The organism is Vibrio ichthyoenteri ATCC 700023, assembly GCF_000222605.1.
Classification (GTDB): domain Bacteria; phylum Pseudomonadota; class Gammaproteobacteria; order Enterobacterales; family Vibrionaceae; genus Vibrio; species Vibrio ichthyoenteri.
In genome coordinates this window covers 22097-41915 of sequence record NZ_AFWF01000214.1, presented here as the reverse complement: position 1 = coordinate 41915, position 19819 = coordinate 22097, and the positions used below count along the sequence as shown (strand labels likewise).

Annotated in this window: 23 protein-coding genes; 16 read left to right on the top strand and 7 right to left on the bottom strand. The window is 44.5% G+C overall.

The window, feature by feature from the left end:
• The first annotated feature begins 32 nt into the window (after nucleotides 1-32).
• Genes lysA through yigB form a run of 5 tightly spaced genes read left to right on the top strand, consistent with a single transcriptional unit; the run spans nucleotide 33 to nucleotide 4495 of the window.
• The gene (gene lysA / locus RH85_RS15340) at nucleotides 33-1286 is read left to right on the top strand and encodes a diaminopimelate decarboxylase (protein ID WP_006713613.1); all 1254 of its coding nucleotides are present in this window, start codon (nucleotides 33-35) and stop codon (nucleotides 1284-1286) included.
• Between the two features lie 10 nt (nucleotides 1287-1296).
• Nucleotides 1297-2127: a diaminopimelate epimerase gene (gene dapF, locus RH85_RS15335; RefSeq protein ID WP_006713612.1), complete on the top strand. Its 831-nt coding sequence runs from the start codon at nucleotides 1297-1299 to the stop codon at nucleotides 2125-2127.
• Nucleotides 2128-2141: 14 nt separating this feature from the next.
• The gene (locus tag RH85_RS15330; protein ID WP_006713611.1) at nucleotides 2142-2846 is read left to right on the top strand and encodes a DUF484 family protein; all 705 of its coding nucleotides are present in this window, start codon (nucleotides 2142-2144) and stop codon (nucleotides 2844-2846) included.
• Nucleotides 2818-3738 (top strand): tyrosine recombinase XerC, encoded by a 921-nt coding sequence (gene xerC / locus RH85_RS15325; protein WP_005600028.1) that lies wholly within the window; start codon nucleotides 2818-2820, stop codon nucleotides 3736-3738. Before RH85_RS15330 ends, xerC begins: the two co-directional genes overlap by 29 nt.
• Nucleotides 3739-3781: 43 nt before the next feature.
• Nucleotides 3782-4495 (top strand): 5-amino-6-(5-phospho-D-ribitylamino)uracil phosphatase YigB, encoded by a 714-nt coding sequence (gene yigB, locus RH85_RS15320; protein ID WP_006713610.1) that lies wholly within the window; start codon nucleotides 3782-3784, stop codon nucleotides 4493-4495.
• A 24-nt stretch (nucleotides 4496-4519) separates the two neighbouring features.
• On the opposite strand, the gene RH85_RS15315 is transcribed toward yigB, so the two are convergent.
• The 4 genes from RH85_RS15315 to RH85_RS15300 all read right to left on the bottom strand — a co-directional run bounded on the left by RH85_RS15315 (nucleotide 4520) and on the right by RH85_RS15300 (nucleotide 8838).
• Nucleotides 4520-5149: a tRNA-uridine aminocarboxypropyltransferase gene (locus RH85_RS15315; protein ID WP_006713609.1), complete on the bottom strand. Its 630-nt coding sequence runs from the start codon at nucleotides 5147-5149 to the stop codon at nucleotides 4520-4522.
• Nucleotides 5149-6690, bottom strand: a complete 1542-nt coding sequence (locus RH85_RS15310) for a COG3650 family protein (RefSeq protein WP_006713608.1) — start codon at nucleotides 6688-6690, stop codon at nucleotides 5149-5151. Before RH85_RS15310 ends, RH85_RS15315 begins: the two co-directional genes overlap by 1 nt.
• A 199-nt stretch (nucleotides 6691-6889) precedes the next feature.
• Complete coding sequence (locus RH85_RS15305; RefSeq protein WP_006713607.1) at nucleotides 6890-7717, bottom strand: Cof-type HAD-IIB family hydrolase; 828 nt, start codon at nucleotides 7715-7717, stop codon at nucleotides 6890-6892.
• Nucleotides 7718-7848: 131 nt separating this feature from the next.
• Nucleotides 7849-8838, bottom strand: a complete 990-nt coding sequence (locus RH85_RS15300; RefSeq protein ID WP_006713606.1) for an alpha/beta fold hydrolase — start codon at nucleotides 8836-8838, stop codon at nucleotides 7849-7851.
• Nucleotides 8839-8922: 84 nt separating this feature from the next.
• Between RH85_RS15300 and rhtB the strand changes: the two genes are divergently transcribed.
• The 7 genes from rhtB (at nucleotide 8923) to RH85_RS15265 (ending at nucleotide 15242) form a co-directional block, all read left to right on the top strand.
• Nucleotides 8923-9540, top strand: a complete 618-nt coding sequence (gene rhtB, locus RH85_RS15295; protein ID WP_006713605.1) for a homoserine/homoserine lactone efflux protein — start codon at nucleotides 8923-8925, stop codon at nucleotides 9538-9540.
• 32 nt (nucleotides 9541-9572) lie between these two features.
• Nucleotides 9573-10799, top strand: coding sequence for an EAL and HDOD domain-containing protein (locus RH85_RS15290; protein WP_006713604.1), 1227 nt, complete (start codon nucleotides 9573-9575; stop codon nucleotides 10797-10799).
• A 131-nt stretch (nucleotides 10800-10930) separates the two neighbouring features.
• Nucleotides 10931-11272: a metalloregulator ArsR/SmtB family transcription factor gene (locus tag RH85_RS15285; protein ID WP_006713603.1), complete on the top strand. Its 342-nt coding sequence runs from the start codon at nucleotides 10931-10933 to the stop codon at nucleotides 11270-11272.
• Nucleotides 11273-11292: 20 nt separating this feature from the next.
• The gene (locus RH85_RS15280; RefSeq protein WP_006713602.1) at nucleotides 11293-12294 is read left to right on the top strand and encodes an ArsJ-associated glyceraldehyde-3-phosphate dehydrogenase; all 1002 of its coding nucleotides are present in this window, start codon (nucleotides 11293-11295) and stop codon (nucleotides 12292-12294) included.
• Nucleotides 12295-12300: 6 nt separating this feature from the next.
• Nucleotides 12301-12816, top strand: a complete 516-nt coding sequence (locus RH85_RS15275) for a cyclin-dependent kinase inhibitor 3 family protein (protein WP_039949149.1) — start codon at nucleotides 12301-12303, stop codon at nucleotides 12814-12816.
• 66 nt (nucleotides 12817-12882) lie between these two features.
• Entirely contained in the window at nucleotides 12883-14100 is a 1218-nt protein-coding gene (gene arsJ, locus RH85_RS15270) for an organoarsenical effux MFS transporter ArsJ (RefSeq protein WP_006713600.1), read from the top strand.
• A gap of 128 nt (nucleotides 14101-14228) precedes the next feature.
• Nucleotides 14229-15242, top strand: a complete 1014-nt coding sequence (locus RH85_RS15265) for an acyltransferase (RefSeq protein WP_006713599.1) — start codon at nucleotides 14229-14231, stop codon at nucleotides 15240-15242.
• A 14-nt stretch (nucleotides 15243-15256) separates the two neighbouring features.
• Here RH85_RS15265 and RH85_RS15260 read toward each other — a convergent pair whose 3' ends face one another.
• Nucleotides 15257-15586 carry a DUF2500 domain-containing protein gene (locus tag RH85_RS15260; RefSeq protein WP_006713598.1) on the bottom strand — a complete coding sequence of 110 codons (330 nt, stop codon included), beginning with the start codon at nucleotides 15584-15586 and terminating at the stop codon, nucleotides 15257-15259.
• Between the two features lie 252 nt (nucleotides 15587-15838).
• Here RH85_RS15260 and RH85_RS15255 point away from each other — a divergent pair, with 252 nt between their 5' ends.
• The 4 genes from RH85_RS15255 (at nucleotide 15839) to RH85_RS15240 (ending at nucleotide 18809) form a co-directional block, all read left to right on the top strand.
• Nucleotides 15839-16204, top strand: a complete 366-nt coding sequence (locus RH85_RS15255; RefSeq protein ID WP_006713597.1) for a hypothetical protein — start codon at nucleotides 15839-15841, stop codon at nucleotides 16202-16204.
• Nucleotides 16205-17148: 944 nt separating this feature from the next.
• On the top strand, nucleotides 17149-17772 hold the full coding sequence (locus tag RH85_RS15250; protein WP_006713596.1) for a lysoplasmalogenase: 624 nt from the start codon (nucleotides 17149-17151) through the stop codon (nucleotides 17770-17772).
• Between the two features lie 117 nt (nucleotides 17773-17889).
• Nucleotides 17890-18126, top strand: a complete 237-nt coding sequence (locus RH85_RS15245) for a YecH family metal-binding protein (protein ID WP_006713595.1) — start codon at nucleotides 17890-17892, stop codon at nucleotides 18124-18126.
• A gap of 98 nt (nucleotides 18127-18224) precedes the next feature.
• Nucleotides 18225-18809, top strand: a complete 585-nt coding sequence (locus RH85_RS15240; protein ID WP_006713594.1) for a YhgN family NAAT transporter — start codon at nucleotides 18225-18227, stop codon at nucleotides 18807-18809.
• 51 nt (nucleotides 18810-18860) lie between these two features.
• Here RH85_RS15240 and RH85_RS15235 read toward each other — a convergent pair whose 3' ends face one another.
• Both RH85_RS15235 and rsmD read right to left on the bottom strand, forming a co-directional pair.
• Nucleotides 18861-19127: a DUF1145 domain-containing protein gene (locus RH85_RS15235; RefSeq protein WP_006713593.1), complete on the bottom strand. Its 267-nt coding sequence runs from the start codon at nucleotides 19125-19127 to the stop codon at nucleotides 18861-18863.
• 9 nt (nucleotides 19128-19136) lie between these two features.
• The gene (gene rsmD / locus RH85_RS15230) at nucleotides 19137-19736 is read right to left on the bottom strand and encodes a 16S rRNA (guanine(966)-N(2))-methyltransferase RsmD (RefSeq protein ID WP_006713592.1); all 600 of its coding nucleotides are present in this window, start codon (nucleotides 19734-19736) and stop codon (nucleotides 19137-19139) included.
• Nucleotides 19737-19819: the final 83 nt, after the last annotated feature.

The window sequence follows — 19819 nt, the reverse complement described above, 5'->3', positions numbered from 1 at the left end:
CGACAAAGAAAATCTTAAAAGGGAAAGCAATTTTGGATTACTTCAATTATCAGGATGATGGCCAACTTTGGGCCGAAGAGGTTCCTTTATCTGACTTAGCAGAGCAATTTGGAACACCACTTTATGTGTATTCACGCGCTACGCTAGAACGTCATTGGCATGCTTTTGATAAAGCAGTCGGTGAACACCCACACTTAGTGTGTTTCGCGGTCAAAGCCAATTCTAATATTGGGGTGTTAAACACACTTGCCCGCTTAGGTTCGGGATTTGACATCGTTTCAGGCGGTGAGCTTGAGCGTGTTATCGCTGCGGGTGGTGAGCCTAGTAAAGTCGTGTTCTCTGGTTTAGGCAAAACGGAAGCAGAGATGAAGCGCGCTCTAGAGCTGGGCATTAAGTGCTTCAACGTTGAATCTGAACCTGAACTTGAGCGTTTAAACCAAGTAGCTGCAGAGCTTGGTGTCAAAGCGCCAGTATCACTGCGCATTAATCCAGATGTTGATGCTCAGACCCACCCATATATCTCAACCGGTTTGCGTGAAAACAAATTTGGTATCGCTTTTGATCGTGCACCAGTGGTGTATGAGCTTGCCACGCAGTTAACCAACCTTGATGTAAAAGGTATTGATTGCCATATCGGTTCACAGTTGACTGACCTTGAACCTTTCATCGATGCGACCGATCGTCTGTTGGCGCTGATTGATGAGCTGAAAGCGAAAGGTATCAATATTCGTCACCTGGATGTCGGTGGTGGTTTGGGTGTGGTTTATCGTGATGAATTGCCTCCGCAACCATCAGATTATGCCAAAGCACTGTTGGGTCGTTTAGACAACCATCTTGATCTTGAATTGATCTTTGAACCGGGCCGTGCCATTTGTGCCAACGCCGGTGTGTTGCTGACCAAAGTGGAATTTCTTAAGCACACTGAACACAAAAATTTTGCCATTGTCGATGCGGCAATGAATGACTTGATGCGTCCTGCGCTATATCAAGCGTGGCAAGACATCGTGCCTGTAAATCCTCGTGATGGTGAAGCCACGGATTATGATGTGGTTGGTGCGATTTGCGAAACCAGTGACTTCTTAGGCAAAGACCGTTCATTGACGCTAGAGCCGAGTGATTTACTCGCAATACGCTCTGCAGGCGCTTATGGCTTTGTTATGTCGTCGAACTACAATACGCGTACCCGTGCGGCAGAGGTGATGGTTGATGGCAATCGAGCGCACCTTGTACGTCAACGCGAAGAACTCACAAGCCTTTGGGCGCTAGAGAGCGTTTTACCGGAGTAATAGAGACTGTATGCATTTCCATTTTTCTAAAATGCATGGTTTGGGTAATGATTTCATGGTTGTGGACTGCATTACTCAAAACATCTTTTTCTCACCTGATTTGATCCGCCGTTTGGCGGATCGTCATACTGGTGTCGGTTTCGACCAGCTACTGGTGGTTGAAGCGCCATATGACCCAGAGACTGATTTTCACTACCGTATCTTTAATGCTGACGGCAGTGAAGTTGAACAATGTGGCAATGGTGCTCGTTGTTTTGCCCGTTTTGTTCGTATGAAAGGGCTCACTAACAAGTACAGCATCAGTGTCAGTACCAAGAAAGGCAAAATGGTTCTCTACTGTGAAGAGGATGATCAGATCACAGTGAATATGGGTGTGCCTGAATTTGAGCCGAGTAAAATTCCATTTAAAGCCAAACAAATGGAAAAAACCTATATTTTGCGCACCGATGAAAAAACGCTTTTTTGTGGTGCTGTGAGCATGGGTAATCCACACGTCGTTACGGTCGTTGATGATGTACACACTGCGGATGTGGAAACACTCGGACCACTGTTAGAGTCCCATGAGCGCTTCCCTGAACGAGTGAATGCCGGCTTTATGCAAGTGATCAATCGCAGTGAAGTTAAATTGCGCGTCTATGAACGTGGTGCGGGCGAAACTCAAGCCTGTGGCAGTGGCGCTTGTGGTGCGGTTGCGGTGGGTATTTTGCAAGGTTTACTGGATGAGAACGTCACGGTTTCGTTGCCTGGCGGCACGCTTAATATTCGCTGGAAAGGCGTTGATAGCCCATTGTATATGACTGGGCCAGCAAGCCATGTTTATGATGGTCAGATTAACTGTTAAGTAAGGATCGTTTTGTGTCTCAAATAGAAGCGGATGCATTGACTGCAGAAGTGGTTGCAGAGTATCTGCGTGACAATCCAGATTTCTTTGTTGGGCGCCGTGAACTGGTGGACCGTTTAGCCTTGGCTAATCAAGAGCAAGGTGCGGTGTCTTTGGTTCATATTCAAATGAATCGCCAGCGACAGCGGATTGAAGAGTTAGAAGAAGAAATTACCGGTTTGATGTCTCTTGCGGCAAACAACGATAAGACCTTCCATGAATTTATGGATCTGCAAGAACAGGTGCTGAAGAGTGAAGCTTTGTTCAATGCGATTGAAGCGATTGAGAATAAGGCCAAATCCCTAGATTTAGTCGCTTATGTGCGTTTATTTGATTCGCCATCGCTACGTAACCGGATTATACCGGACCATTATCAGCGTTTTGCAACCAACAACCTCAATGGTAAATCTGCGTATTTAGGCCGAATGCGTAAAGCTGATAGAGAGTTGCTATTTGGTGAGCACAGCCGTTCGCCAGAGTTAGGCTCTTATGTTGTGCTACCTTTAAGTAAAGGAAAAACTCAGGGATTGATAGCGTTTTCCAGTGAAGATGGCGGCCACTTCCAACCCCATATGGATACTTTGTTTTTACGCCATTTAGCGTCGGTGCTTTCACATGTAATCGCGACACTACCTTGGCAAGTGGACAGCAATGAGCGAATCAGTACAACCTCTGCCTAATAGTCTTCAACAGCCCTTAGACCGTTTCTATGAATATCTGCGAAGCGAGAAAGGGCTTAGCCTTCATACCCAACGAAATTACAAACAGCAACTGGAAACCATGGCGCAGCATCTGCGTAGTATGGGATTAAATGATTGGACGCAAGTCGATGCTGCTTGGGTTCGCCAATTAGCGAGTAAAGGCATGCGGGAAGGGATGAAAGCCAGTAGCTTGGCGACCCGCCTTTCTTGTCTGCGGAGTTTCTTTGATTTTCTTTTGTTACGTGGCGAGTTAACCGCTAACCCAGCCAAAGGGGTCTCAGCCCCAAGAAAAAAACGCCCATTACCGAAAAACCTTGATGTCGATGAAGTGGGGCAATTACTTGAAGTGACCGATGATGATCCGCTTTCAATTCGTGATCGTGCCATGATGGAATTGATGTATGGCGCAGGGTTGCGTTTAGCCGAAATGGTCAGTGTAAACCTGAAAGATGTTAGTTTGTTTAGCGGTGAGTTACGCGTGGTCGGTAAAGGCGATAAAGAACGTAAAGTGCCATTTTCAGGCATGGCCAAAGAGTGGGTAGGCAAATGGCTAAAAGTTCGTTCTGGCTTAGCCAATAGTGATGAAAAAGCGCTGTTTGTTTCTAAGCTCGGAGTGCGTATTTCTCACCGTAATGTGCAAAAGCGCATGGCTGAGTGGGGGCAAAAACAATCAGTCGCGAGCCATATTAGCCCACACAAATTGCGTCACTCATTTGCAACCCATATGCTGGAATCGAGTAATAACCTGCGTGCAGTACAAGAACTGCTAGGCCATGAGAATATTTCAACCACGCAAATTTATACCCATCTTGATTTCCAGCACTTGGCGCAAGTGTATGACCAAGCTCATCCGCGAGCAAAAAAGAAATAAACCGAGCAAATGATGGGTTTGCTATTAATCAGAAGGTGGCATGATGAAATTTTACCGTTCACTTAAGCCGATCGAGGCAATGAGCTTTGATCTTGATGACACCTTATACGATAACCGGCTGGTGATTCGTAAGATGACACAGCAAGTGAATCAGTGGTTTCATCACCATCACCCGATCTCCGCTACGCAATCAGAACAGTGGTGGTTTGACTTAAAGATATCTCTAGCGGAACAAGATAACTGGCTTTATAGCGATCTGACGCAGTGGCGTCACCGCACGACTGCGCAAGGCTTGATGCTCTTGGGTTATTCGTCGCCTCAAGCACACCAAGCGGCGGATGATTTACTGCAAATCACACTTGAACACCGCAGTGATTTTATTGTTCCCCAAGAGACGCATCGCGTGATGGTTCAGTTAGCAGAGAAAAGACCATTGGTCGCAATCACCAATGGTAATGTTGATTTAGAGCGTATTGGCTTGAGTGATTATTTTAGCTTAGTGCTAAAAGGTGGACGTGATGGTTATGCTAAGCCGCATGCGGATATGTTTGTTAAAGCGCAGCAGTATTTAGCAATAGAAGCGAAACGAATCTTGCACGTTGGCGACCACCTCAATACGGATGTCGCCGGCGCGAAACGGAATGGTTTTCAAGCCTGTTGGTATAACGATCAAGGCGTGTCCTTAACTCAAGCACGCCATGCTAGTTTACTACCAGACATCGAGATTCATCGATTAGATGCCTTACTCAAGCTATAACATCCGCACCACCACATACGCGTTTTAGCTTTTTAAGGCGTGGCCACTTTTATCGGCTTGGAAGGCGCGCATATAGTGCTGGAAAAAGTCATTCAGTTGCTGCGCTTGTACTGCAAAACCTAACTCTTCGACAATACAACTTCCTACTTCAATCGTGCATAAATGTCCTTGCTGTTGATTGCGGCGCAACTGATAGTTAGATTGCTGTTGTGGCAGTAAATGCACGCTTGGCAATACTTGGAGCCATGGGCTCTTTTGCCACATTTTTTTTGCTTCCTGCCATGTGCCATCTAACACAATGAATAAGGGGATTTTCGAGCTAGAGGCCTGCTCGGCCTGGTGATAGGCATCACTTAGCGCAATGCTCTCGTCATTGGGAAACAGTAGATAAGCGCAGTAAGCGGGATCGTTGATCATCGCGTGTAGTTTGGGGCAAGGCAGCTTGCGTTGCCAAATATGCATGCTGGTGGAAGAGATGGCTTTCAAAAGCCATTGGCCGGTATTAGTTTCTCGGGCTAATTCATTTTCATGCAACAGTAGCGCAATATGCGCGGGGAATTCAAACTTAGGCAGGTGCGAGCAGACGCATTGATGGTGCAGGCCGCAACCGGCACAGGCACCATTTTCATTTTTGTTTGTCGATGGCAGAGGCATTACATCTGTACCCCTTGTTGGTGTGGGGTTAAACCATCACTAAATAATTGCACTTGGCTGATATCGCTGAGCCCTGCGACTGGAGCAATACTTGGGTTTAGCGGGTAGTGTTTGCCATTGAAATGTAAGACATGTTGATTGGCCTGAGCGCCGCCACCACTGACAAAAAGCACTAAATCGCGCCAACCATGTTGGCTTTTCTGGCCGAGGTTTAGCGGTGTATTAACTAATGTCATACGACTATTGAATTGCCACTGTTGCTCGTTATGGGCAAAAATCAGTAACGTACAACCACCGGAACCACACCAATCGAGTTGCACCAGTAATTCAGGTTGGCTATCCCCATTCAAATCATAAGTAAGCCAACGGTAGCGAGTGTTGTCAGGAACGATGTTTTCTGTTTTAAAGTAATCCCTGATGGCGCGATCCACTTTAGGATTGAATTCGGCCGTTGAGGCGATGGCTCGTGGGTTGCTTTGCGTTGATGCTGCGGCGCTAACAGAATTTTCTGCTTGGGATTTAAATAACACTAAACCACCATCGGCAATCGGATAAATGATATCCCCAACTTTTTCTTTCTTAGCGCTGAGCTGCTCAGCATCGCGAGTAAATAGGCGTTCAGAGAGTAAGGGCTGCTGTTGATGATGAGTCATGACCACTTGAACTTGGTCAGGATTAAGTTGTTGCCAATAACCACGTTCAACTGAGTCACTACTGCCGTCTTGATACTGATATGTGGTGGTGGCGGTATGATCAGGATGTACATCCAGTTTGATGCTAAAGGTACTATTTTGGGTTGAAGCGGCTTGGTAAACGCCCACCCAATCTTGGGTTGCATCGGCATTGGATAACGTTGCACAGCCATTGTAGCGTTTATCATTGATCTGCAAGTTGGCACTCCAACCATAAAGGCTATCGCTCATACCATCAGAACAGCTACGGTGATTAAGTTCCAATTGACCTTGTGCAAAGTCGTAGCGACGACGATTCGGCTCAATGCGTGAGGTGGTTATCGCCAATGTTTGCTTTTCGCCTCCCATAGGCTGAAAGCTCAAATGGGTGGTGGTGAAATCTAGCGACCAGAACGGTTCGTTGCCAAAGGCGCGAGTGTTTTGTGTTGGTCGCTCACATCTTTGTGGATTCTCTGCAGTGAGCATATTGACCTTCTCAACCACAAAACGGGCGGTGTAGTCAGCGTCAAAGCCTTCGTTCCCCGAGGTTTCTAAGTGGCCAATCATCTCGCCATACATTGGTTGATAAGGGGCATTGAGCAGTTTTATACCTTGTTGAAATTTGTCATTATCGAGTGAAAGCCAATATTGCTGTTCACTGCCACAGGGTTGAATTGAACTGACTTCATGACCAAGAATGACTTCGCCACGCATAATAAACGTTTGCGGTTTGATGGAGTTCGGTTGGTCTAAACTGGCCTTTACTTGGTTTGTTTGCGCCGATGTAAGTGCAGGGCTTGTGTCGAACACAGAGCAAGCTTGTAATGCCAGTAGGCTGGCGATTGCGACTGGGGTTTTCAGCGCCTTCATGTTTCTCTTCCTTATACGAACTGTCATCAAGAGCTATTATGGCTGGTTATTGAAAGCTGAACCAGAGCTCTTGTTTATAGACATCGAACGATAGGGAAAAGTTGCCCATAACGGAAAAGGAATGGACGGGTTAGATTAAATGGTTGCGATAAAAACAACAAAGGCAGCCAGAGCTGCCTTTTGATCACTAATGAGCGATTTAGAATAAATGTTCACGCAAGTAATGTGCAACTGCATCATCGGCGTTACTGCCGATCACTTCGTTATCTGGTAGGGCGGCCTTTACTCGTTGGTGTGATGTTTCCATCACTAAGCCTTTACCGGCCATTTGCAGCATTTCAACATCATTCATGCCGTCGCCAAATGCGATACAGTTTTCCAGTTTAAAACCCATTGATTCAGCGACTGCTTGCAGCGCGTCACCTTTTGATACATCAGCAGCCATAACCTCTAAACACCAAGGTGTCGAGAAGGCAATGTTTAATGTGTCGCCAAACTTTTCATTGAGTTTTTCTTCAAACGACACCAGGTATTCATGATCTTGTGCTGGATGAGTAAAGAACAATTTTGCCACGCCTTCGGTCGGCGGATTATTGATGTCGAATAGCGTGTAAGTAAAACCAGAATCTTTGTGGTAATCACGTAGCATTTCATCATCACGATCCAGCATCCAATCATCATCACGATAGATGTGAACAAAAATTTCCGGATCAACTTTCACTGTCTCAATGATAGAAGCAATTAATTCGCCTGGTACGTTGTTGCTGTACATCAACTGGTTTTGTTGATCATGTACACGTGCGCCATTGGCGGTGATCATATAAGCCGGAATCCCCACTTGCTCGCGAATGCTTGCAACATCAACATGGTGGCGGCCAGTCGCAAAGATAAAGGTGTAGCCTTTGTCGTGCAGATCTTTCAATGTTTGTTTAGAGAAATCACTGAGCTGGTGGTTTGGCGCGAGAAGCGTGCCGTCAAGATCAGAAGCTACTAATTGGAAAGGAGTGTCTTTGCGTGTGGTGGTCATATTGCCCTCATTTGAACATACTGCGGCAACACGAGATATCGTATTGCAGAATGTTCAGTTTACTCGAATTTAGCCATGAAAAAGAGGGTAAAAAAATACCACGCCTTTTCCTTATTTAGCGGTCATTCAGATCAATGTTGTGCAAAAAAATCCAATGTGCTTTGTAACGTTTGATTTCGATATTCGTCGATCTCAAACAGTAATTCATGGCGTGCATGATAGACGATTTTTAATGCGCATTGGGGATTGGTTCGAGCCAACTTTTTGATGAAACGTATTTGAGCTGCATTAGATACGATTTGATCGTCTCCAGCTTGAATCAGTAAGAAAGGCAATTTTATTTGACGAGTGAGCAGCAAACATTGCTTGCTGGCCATTAAACCTTGCCATACCCAGCGAGTACTGGCGCCGCCAATTTTCAATTCTGGTTTAGCATCATATAACTGGCGAAACCAATGATAGCGGACTGAACTTTGGCTGAGCAAATTACCCTCAAATGGTTTTGGGTAATAAGGCCCTTGCCCAGGTGCATAACTTGGCTCACTGCGCAGTGCGGTCAGCACTTGGCTAAGCAGCATCGCGACCGGCTTTAAATACCAAGCGATATTCATACCGTACATAGGAGCCGTCACTGTCATTGCATTAAAGGGGTGGTCACTGTGCGTTTGGATATAACGGGTAATGATATTGCCTCCCATTGAGTGACCCAATAAAAAGCGTTTCTGATAGCGCGATAAATCAAAAAACTCAACTAAGAGCGCCAAGTCCGAGACATAATCATCAAATTCACCAACGTAGCCCATCTCCGGATTGTCAATTAAACGCTCGGATAGACCTTGGCCACGATGATCGTAGGCATAGATGTTGTATCCTTGCTGAAACAGGTCAAAGAACAATTCTTGATATTTATAGGTACATTCAATGCGGCCATTTACGACTACAATCGCTTTAGAGTGATGCTCTGCAGTGAGTGAAATCCAGAAAAGTTTGCGCTTGTCTGCTGACTTTATAAAGCCTTCATTTCTCTTGTGCCATAGCTCTGCAACTTCATTATTGATTGCTTGCTCAAAATGAGACTCTTGAGTATAAGGAAGCTGAATGATTGCGCTCTCTGTAGTCATGTTTTGTTGGCCCTAACATCTATTGGGTAGTACAACGAGTTTAAATTATGTGTGGCTAACGAAGTTTAGTCGAGAGGAAATACCATGGATTTTCATGTTTGGTTGGCTTATATCGTCACAGCGATTGTTTTCAGTCTCGCACCCGGCTCAGGAACCGTGAATTCCATTAGCAATGGTTTAAGCTACGGCACGCGAAAATCACTCGGTGCGATCGTTGGCCTGCAAATTGGTTTAGCCTTTCATATTGTGTTGGTTGGCGCTGGTATTGGTGCGTTAGTGGCTCAGTCTGCAATGGCCTTTACCATCATCAAATGGGTTGGTGCTGCTTATTTGGTGTGGCTGGGAATCCAAAAGTGGCGTGATCAAGCCAGTTTATCGACCAACAGCAGCGATTTGCACTTAACGGGTTGGAATTTAATGCGCAACGCTGTGTTGATCAATCTAACCAATCCTAAATCGATCGTGTTTCTTGTGGCGCTTTTTCCTCAATTTATCGATCCATCTAAGCCGCAAGTGATACAGTTTGTGATCCTCGGAGCGACAACTGTGGTGATTGACGCAATTGTGATGCTGGGTTACACGACTTTGGCATCACAAATGGGACGCTTCATTCGTTCTGAAAGTGTGATGGGTAAGATCAACAAAGTATTCGGTTCCATGTTCGTGGGATGTGGGGCATTATTAGCGACAGCTAAGACCTAAATAATTGATAGTAATGATAATGTAGTGGATTGATGAAACATACGTATGTGGCGAGGCAACCAATACTGAATGCGAGGCGGCAAACCCTAGGGTATGAGCTGCTGTTTCGTGACGGTGAAAAAAATGCTTATCCGGCACATATTGAATCCAATCGCGCTACGTATCGCCTGATCGCGGAAAATTTTTTGAGCATTGGCACTAACCCTGTCATCGCTCATTCTCGCTGCTTCGTCAATTTCCCCTATCAAAGCCTTATCCGTCGTCTTCCTTTGGCTTTACCGAAAGACAAAATTGTTATTGAAGTGCTTGAGACTTGCGAACCGACAGATGAGTTGTTTGCGGCTGTACGTGAATTGAAGCAGCAAGGTTATATGATTGCCTTGGATGATTTTGTCTATAGCCCAGCTTGGGAGCGCTTTTTGCCATTGGTACATATTGTCAAAATAGACATTTCTGCCATGGGCTTAGAAGCCGCTTGTCAATTTGCACGTCAACGCATTGCTCAAGGCAGTAAGCGTAAATATTTGGCTGAACGAGTCGAAACTGAACAAGAATTTAGCCAAGTCCGTGCCGCTGGCTTTCATTTCTTCCAAGGTTATTTTTTTAGCAAACCTGAAATGGTACGCCAGCGCTATATTAGCCCCGAGCAGTTGATCGCGATGGAGTTATTTCGTGAGGTTTGCCAACCCGAAGTCAACTTTGAGCGCATAGAAGGGATTGTTTCTAAAGATGTCACACTCTCTTACAAGCTATTGCATTTTGTTAATTCATTGTCGGAAAGGTTAGAGGTATCCATTTCCTCATTTCGTCAGGCATTAATTTATTTAGGGCAAGATCGGCTTAAAATGTTTGTTTCATTGGCCGTTGCGTCGTTCGTTTCCAGTAAAAAACCCCGTGAGCTTTTCAATCTTTCCTTACAGCGAGCACAATTTTGTTCGCTGATGTCCAACACGAATCCTTTTCAACAGCATAAAGATCAAGCTTTTCTTATTGGCTTATTTTCGATCTTAGATGCCATGTTTGATCTTTCTATTGAGCATCTCGTTGAGCAATTACCACTCAACCAAGCCATCAAACTTGCGTTGCTAGAGCGTCAAGGACCTTACGGTATTTTGCTCACTATTGAAGAGTGTTATGAAAAAGCGGACTGGCAAGGAATGCAAGAGGCGTGTGAATTACTCAATCTTTCTATGGATGATGTAATGATTAAAATTGCTGAAGCTCAGCAGTGGAGCCAAACTATTCAACAGGTTAGCTAAAGCTATCACCTTCCGGTGCTATCGCCTCTCTTTCTATTCCATGAAACTTTTATGACAGAGTGCATTAGGCTCTTGCATTGTGCGCATTAATAGGTAAATATATGCGTATATCCATATATGAGTATGTATTTATGTTGCCACATCAGTTTTTCAAATTACTTGCCGATGAAACCCGCGTACGTTGCTTAATGCTAATCATGCGTGAGGAGTGCTTGTGTGTTGGTGACTTAACTCAAGCACTCAATGAAAGCCAACCGAAAATTTCTCGTCATCTTGCTCAGCTAAGATCGGCCGGTATTTTGGTGGATGTACGCCAAGGGCAATGGGTGTTTTATCGTCGTTCGTCGTCTTTACCTGGATGGATGAATAAATTGATTGACGATCTTGTTGCGTCAAATTGTTTAAAGACAGAGTACCAGCAAGACATAGATAGACTTAACGCGATTCAGGCTCGTCCTGTTTGCTGCCAATAAACGTAGAAAGAGACTCGATTATGACTATTAAAGTAGGTATTAACGGATTCGGCCGTATTGGTCGTCTTGCACTTCGCGCTGCATTCGATTGGCCAGAGCTGGAGTTTGTTTTGGTAAACGATGTTGCGGGTGATTGCCATACTCTGGCGCATTTACTTGAGTTCGATTCAGTTCAAGGTCGATGGGATCACGAGGTTACTGTGGAAGGCGATGAGATGTTGATTGCTGGTCAGCGCATCAAAACCACACGTGAGAAAGAGATTGATGCCGTGGATTGGTCTGGCTGTGATGTGGTGATTGAAGCGACCGGTAAACATCGTAAAACTGAGCTACTAAATAAATATTTGGCGCAAGGTGTTAAGCGCGTGGTGGTGTCGGCTCCTGTTAAAGAAGAAGGCGTAGCAAACATTGTGGTTGGGGTAAATGACGCTATCTTTAATCCAGACGTTCATCGCATTGTGACCGCAGCTTCATGCACCACAAACTGCATCGCGCCAATTGTAAAAGTGATTCAAGAAAAAATCGGCATTGAGCAATCGGCTTTTACTACGATTCATGATTTGACCAACACGCAAACTATTTTGGATGCACCGCATAAAGATCTGCGCCGCGCTCGCGCTTGTGGCATGAGCTTGATTCCGACCACGACAGGATCGGCCACCGCGATTGTGGAAATCTTTCCGGAGCTTGAAGGTAAGATCAATGGTCACGCAGTACGCGTACCACTGGCCAATGCGTCATTGACGGACATTATCTTTGATGTACAGCGTGATACGACGGTAGAGGAAGTCAACGCAACACTGAAAGAAGCGTCGCAAGGTGAGCTAAAAGGTATTTTGGGTTTTGAAGAGCGCCCATTGGTATCGATTGATTACAAAGGTGATCCACGTTCAACCATCGTTGATGCTCTGTCAACGATGATGGTGGGTAAGCGCATGGTGAAAATTTATGCGTGGTATGACAATGAAATGGGTTACGCCACTCGCACAGCCGAGTTGGTTCGTACTGTTGGTTTAGCATAAGGAAAAATAACAATGACAGATTCAATTTTAGCTCATCCAACATGGCAACTAGACGTTGCTGAAGGCGCATTGATCTTAACGCCTTGCCCAGGCACTAAAGATGCTTCGCTATATGAGAGCTTAGAGCAGCTTAAAGAGCAGGGCGTTGAAGCGATTGTGACGGCTTTGGATTATAAAGAACTGGCAGAGAAAAACGTTTCACAGCTTGGCTCTTTGACTCAAGAACTGGGTATGCAATGGTTTCAAATTGAAATCGAAGATGATTGCGCGCCAGATGGTAACTTTATGACCAAATGGCAAGCCGCTTCTCCTGCATTGCAAGAGATCGTTGATAAAGGTGGCAAAGTGGCGATGCACTGTATGGGCGGTTCTGGTCGCACCGGTTTGCTTGCTGCACACTTGCTTTTAGAACGTGATTGGCCACTCAGTGAGATCGTGGCACAAGTTCAAGCTTTGCGTCCTGGCGCGTTTACGAAACCAGTGCAGATTGCCTATATCGAGCAAGTTGCTCAAGGCGAATAACAGTGTGTAGAGCTTTTGGATCATGGGTGTCCCAAAGCTCTTTTTACTGAACAAACAAGGTGGGTTATGTTTGCCAATCTAAGTAAAAGTGTTCGCCAATATATGTTGGTGACGTTTAACTACTGGAATTTCACCGTCACGGATGGCGCCCTGCGAATGCTGGTGGTGCTCTATTTCCACGATTTAGGTTACAGCACGCTAGAGATCGCTTCGTTATTCCTTTTTTATGAATTTTTCGGCGTAGTGACCAACCTTATTGGTGGCTGGTTAGGTGCAAGATTGGGTTTGAATAAAACCATGAACCTTGGCCTAGGAATGCAAATTGCGGCATTGGCGATGCTGGCGGTGCCAAATGCTTGGCTGACAATCCCTTGGGTGATGTTTGCTCAGGCGATGTCGGGTATCGCCAAAGACTTAAATAAAATGAGCGCCAAAAGCTCAATCAAGACTTTGGTTCCTGATGATCAACAAGGCGCGTTGTATAAATGGATCGCCATTCTTACCGGTTCAAAGAATGCACTCAAAGGTGTCGGCTTCTTTATAGGTGGCCTATTACTTTCGCTGGTGGGCTTTCAGGCGGCAGTATTGAGCATGGCTGCTGTTCTGACGCTGGTATTGATTGGCAGCTTGCTGGGTCTTGAAAGTGATTTAGGCAAAGCGAAAGTGAAGCCTAAGTTTCGTCAGATTTTTTCTAAATCGGAACCGATTAACATTTTGTCTGCCGCACGTATGTTCTTGTTTGGCGCACGTGATGTGTGGTTTGTGATTGCTCTGCCAATTTATTTGGGTAGCGTGTTTGGTTGGTCGCACCTATGGGTGGGCAGTTTTCTTGCTTTATGGGTAATGGCCTATGGTTTGGTGCAAGGTTTTGCCCCTAAAATCACCGGTAAAGAACAAGGGCGTGTCCCAGATGGCAGTGCAGCCTTTGCATGGGCGGCGTTATTGTCAGTCATTACAGCAGCAATCGCTTATGCCGTACAAATTGGTTGGCAGCCACAATTAGTGATTGTGGTTGGGCTGATGATTTTTGGTGCGGTTTTCGCTGTCAATTCATCACTGCATTCTTACTTGATTGTCAGTTATGCAAAAGGTGATGGCGTATCATTGGACGTAGGTTTTTATTATATGGCCAACGCGATGGGGCGACTTATTGGTACCGTCCTTTCTGGATGGGTATTCCAAATGGCTGGCTTATCAGCGTGTCTTTGGGTTTCTTTTGCCTTCTTAACGATCACTACCGTGATTTCAATAAAGTTACCTAAGCTTAATCCTGCTTCAGCATAATCCGTTCTATCTGAGCATGTACTGTAAGACTTGCTTGCTAAAAGCTGACTAAACCGTAACGTATCTTTGGTTTAGTCAGCTTTTTTATTGCTATATTCAATAGCATAACCCCTTTGTTTGATAATCTTATGAGAGAACGCGTTCGCTTTTTTGACCTTTTGCGTTGTGTCGCGGCAATCGCTGTTATTGCTATTCATGTTTTAGCGCCTTACCGCAATGAGTTGGGATCGATCCCTTTTGACCAATGGGCAACCGCCGTTTCGGTGAACAGCATTAGTCGTTGGGCTGTGCCGGTGTTTATTTTGATTACGGGCGCGTTGATGCTCAGTGATAAGCGGGATTTTGAACTGGGTTATTACATCAAGCGACGCTTAGGCAAAGTGCTGCTGCCGTTTCTTGTTTGGTCTTTGTTTTATGCCTATTTGTCAGGATGGTCATTGGCGGGGTTTGACGGGCAAGAGGCACTCAAAGTACTTGAGCAAAGTCCAGTACACGCGACTTACTATCACCTAGGTTTTTTCTACTATTTCATTCCACTCTATTTTGTGATCCCTTTCTTTCAATGGGTAGTGAAGCGCGGCAATGACGAAGCGCTATATGCTTTTGTTGCATTGTGGTTGGCAACGACATTACTTTACCTGCTCAAAATTGATGGCCCTTGGAGTGCAGATATGTGGCTCTATAGTGGTTATTTACCTCTGGGTTATTTGCTGTATCAAAAGCTACCACTGAACCGAATAAGTGTGATGGTGTTGACCTGGTTGGGTGTTTTTGCGTTGATGCTAACGGTTTGGATGGTGGTTTCAAATAGTGTTGAGGCTGGCCAATATACGGTAGGGCGCTGGCTTTCCTACAAAACACTGAATGTAGTATTGGCTGCAAGTATGGTCTTTGTGGTGTGCCGCTATCTCAGTGACAAGATGTCACAACGTAGTTATTCCATCGTGGCATTCATCAGCCAATACAGTCTAGGGATTTATATATTGCATCCGATTTTTTTATGGCCGATGAAAGCGCTGGGTTGGTATCAAGGCCATCCATTATGGGTGATTCCATTATGGATATTGCTGAGTGGGGCTGGCGCGCTAGGTTTAAGTTGGTTATTAGCGCGCTCAAAGGCGACAGCATGGCTATTGCCTTAATCGTGGAATGAGTGCTAACGCTTCATCGCAAAGTGCAGAAATTTATCCCCTTGATAGGTAAGAGTCCCTTTATCTCCGGGATTGAGAGCCTGAAAGTAATGAATGCCAACTTGAAATTCGCGTTTTGGCCCGATCTTTCCTTTTTGTACATAGATCCAATATTCTTGATCTTCTTGGCCGGGCTGAGCATCGTCGTTGGAGATAGCTTGTTTATCAAGTATGGTGACATTGACAGTTTGTTCTGGTGCATCTTCACCTTGCATATGACGGCGATAAAAATTAGTAAAGACCCAGCCTGCCAGCAAGCCAAGCAGTGCAACAGCGAAATAAAGTGAAATTGGCATTAGTTCCTCCCCGTGAACTCAGTATGCATTCTAGCTACTTTTTCATAGGGATGTTGGCTATGCTCTGAGATATAAACCACATATTGTGGATGTGGCAAATAGAACTTCGATCCACATCACAAGCTATTGATGATTTGGTCGTTAATCTAGATTGGGTTCAGTCGATCATTTGATATTATTTTTATTGCAACTTGTTCATTTTGAACATAAATAGGAACTGGAGAGTGAAGTTAATTTACAGGGAGAGAGTGGATGTCGGATATTGATAGTGTTGTAACCCGCACGCGAAAGATCGAGCATCTCCTGAGATCACAGTACCATGCTGAAGGAAAAGGCCTTCATCAGCTAATCACTAGCTGTGAAGAGCGTTTACCTCACAACGTAGTTGGTAAGCTTCGCTATATCGCGACGATTCGTAATAAAGTCGTTCATGAATATGACTACAAACTCGATAGTCGTCGTAAGTTTCTAGCGGTGTGTGATGAGTGTGAAAAGGAGCTAACGCCGAGAAGCAGTCGCTTTATATGGCGAGTCGCTATTTCACTCATGACCTTAATTACGCTAGCAGCGATGCTCTTCTATTATGCTCATTGGGATGTTTTATCTAAGCATTTCTAGAAATGGCATGCTAAGGCGTTAAATTAGCACTTGGTGAATATTGATGTTTTTACGACAGAAGTAGAAAGCTTAGCCAATTAGTGGTTTTTTTCGCAGCAGAAATCAAAAAGGGACGCCATTGGCGTCCCTTTCTTTTTTTGTATTTGACTTAGTACATCATTGGCAGAGTCATTAGGCCAACGACAACGGCGATCATTACAAGTCCTTGTTTTTGTGAAGAAGTAATCATAACTCTGCTCCTTTGCTGTGATGTTAGTGACTATGCTTTACAGAATAGCAGGTTTTTGATGCTTTGATCAAGTCAGATCTTGAAAATGGGCATAAAAAACAATTTTATGGTGTCGATTTTGATGGTTTATGGGCGTGCTGAGTTTGTTGTGCTGGTTGTTTTTTGAGTTGTTTTTCTTGGCTTTATTAATTTATTTTGGTCTAAGCATTTGTTTTATAATAATTAAAAATATGATTACAAAGTGGTCAATAAAGTTTTGTTTTATTTTGATGGGTTTGGTGATGATATTGGCTGTAGTTTTGTTTTATTTGTTTTTCTCACAAGATGAGAGCTTTTGTTGGTAATGATTATCATCTGTTTGTTGCCTTTTTATCTCTAAATGGTGAATAACTTTTTTAAATTAAGTTTTGCTGTTTCAATTTATTATTTTTACTTGCGGTGTTTCTTTTTAACTTGTTGTTTTATTTGTTTATATTGTTGTTTTGGTGGTTGTGTCTTTTTGGTTTTTTTTAATGTTGTAGTTTTTGTCCTTTAAGCTTGGTTTGCGTGTTCAGTTTGATAAATGGCAGCCATATTTTATGGTTAGAATTGAGTGTTAGGGACCACAAAGAGGTAGGGGAATGAATCGTAATCAAGATCCAAGTTTTGTTCTTAGCTGGTGGACAATTTAAGCGCCGTGCCTAAACTGAGCCTTCGAATAAATAGAGGTGTTGTTATGTGGAGCTGGCTTGCTGTTGCGTTATCTGGGTTCATCACTATCTCTGCGAGTGAAAACCATCAACGTAAGACCGCGGTGTTTTTTTCTGGGTTCTCGCTATTGCTTCTGGTGGTCATGCTCTGGAGCCAAGATGGTTTAGTCGGGCAACTTGAGTGGTGGATATCACTGGGGTTAGTGATTTCTATGTTAGCGGATGGGCTTTACATTTCTAACCGCAGCCGACGCATCTGTTTCGCCAGCTTTATTGCTGCACAGCTTTGCTATAGCACTGCTTTTTGGTTACAGCTTTCCGGTCAAGTGGTGTGGTGGTTGGCGGCGATGCTACTTGCTATGGGGATTGTGGCCTTTTTCTTACTATTACCCAAAATCGATCGGCTTATTTTCCCTGTAGTGATCATGGGGATGGTGTTGTTGCAGCTAAATTGGGTTACTGGAGAGCTATGGTTACTACAACATACGCAGCAAGCGCTGTTGGCTTTTCTAGGCAGTATGTCATTGACCACTTCCGCTATCTTACTGGCCATTCATGATTATCGGCAGCCGATTATTGCTGGGCGTTACCTTATTTCTGGTAGCTATTTATTGGCTCATAGCTTGATTATTGCCTCTTTCATTCTGTAGTGCCTCTGCCATCCATTGAGCCGAATTTGATGGTAGCGCTACATTGTTGCCGGTTCTTTTTTCCCTTATGCTTGGCGCCGATTTATTAGAACTGAATTCAATCCAGAGGTGCCAATAATGGCGAATGAAATCCACGCTCATAAAGTATTAAACCTATTACGTGAAAAACCAATGACGAAGCAAGAGCTAAATGATGCGGTACGCGATCAATTTGGCGAGCAAGCCCAATTTCGTACCTGTAAATTGGCTGGCTTTCAGTTTGATACATTATTCGATTTTTTTGTTCAGCGTGAAAAAATCATTGAAACAGAAGGTTTGTGGGCGGTTAATGTTGAACGAGTGTGTGGCCATTAAGAGTCGTTCTAGCGATAAATATTGCTTAATGGGCTTATTGCGAGCGAACTGATAAGGAAACCGCTATACTTCGCCGACTAAATTTTGGAGGTGAAGTTATGGACATTTTATCTGCAGCGACCATGCTATTTTTAATCATGGACCCACTGGGGAATCTCCCCATTGTTCTGTCGATTCTTAAGCATTTAGAACCCAAACGTCGCCGCAAAGTTCTGATACGTGAGCTTTGTTTTGCATTGATGATCTTAATGCTGTTTTTGTTTGCCGGTAAGAGCATCATGAGCTTCTTACAGGTTCAGCCAGAGACCTTAAGTATCTCGGGCGGTATTATTCTGTTCATTATCGCTATTAAGATGATTTTTCCGAGTGGCGGCAGTATTACGGGACTGGCTGCGGGTGAAGAGCCGTTTATTGTGCCTATGGCAATCCCTATGCTTGCTGGTCCGTCGGTTATTGCTGCGATCTTACTGTTATCCAGTCAATATCCGGAACAATTACTTGAGTTGTCCGCGGCGGTGTTACTTGCTTGGGGCGCCACGTTCTTGATTTTGATGTTCTATGGTTTCTTCCATCGAATACTGGGTGAGCGAGGCTTGAAAGCGGTTGAACGGTTGATGGGATTACTGTTGGTTATGCTGTCTACTCAGATGTTCCTTGATGGGGTAAAAAACTATCTGGGATAAGTGGAAAATGATGTTATAAAAACGCCGCTCAATTGAGCGGCGTTTTACTATCTACATCATGTGCTTACGACGGATGTCGAGCAAGGCGAAAATACCAAAAATCAAGATTGACCACCTTTCCCAGCTACTCATTTTGACTTTATCACCAAAAGCACCAATAAAAATCAGCATTTGCAGGCCGTGCATCATAAACAAGAACGCCGCCATAATATAAAGCGCAATCGCGGCTTTACCGGGAAACGGCATGAAAATGTTCAAGAGCAAGATAAACCACACAAAGCCAATCGCGGCTTTGGCTAATAAAATTAATACCTTCATATTCTGTCCTTATTCTGCTTGGCGATGGTAGAGGCGGAAGCGGACTTGTCCGGCGTTTTTCTCACGGTGTAACTGCCAGCTTTCGGGTAAGCCTTCAATATTGAGTTCTTTTTCTGTTTCGATGTAGATCATCGCATCATCAGCAAGCCAGCCATTTTGTTCTAGTAATACAATGGCTTCGCTGAGAAGGCCTTTGCGAAACGGTGGATCAATGAAAACGACGTGGTGTGGTGTCCCCGGTTGTTTGAGAAAACTCAATGCATCGGTATTTTGGGCGGTAATATTTGAGGCTTTTAGTGCCGTAATGTTCTGTTGTAACTGCTTAAACGCGGCTGGATTTAATTCAATCAAGGTCACCATTTCCGCTTGGCGTGATGCTGCTTCAAAACCTAAACCGCCAGAGCCGGCAAAGAGATCTAAACACTTCGCTTGGGGGACGTCTTGTGCTAACCAGCTAAACACCGTTTCCTTTACGCGATCGGTGGTTGGTCGCAGGCCTTCAGCGTCATGTACGGGTAACTTTCGTCCACGCCATAAGCCACTAATAATGCGAATAAAGCCGGTGGAAGTTTTTTTTTGTGATGTGTTTTGCTGGCGACGTCTTTGCATAGATTTTTTGACCGCGAATAAAGTGATACTATACCCAGTCGCTCAGCGATTGCGCCTGAGTACAGCCAAATTTCATAGATGAC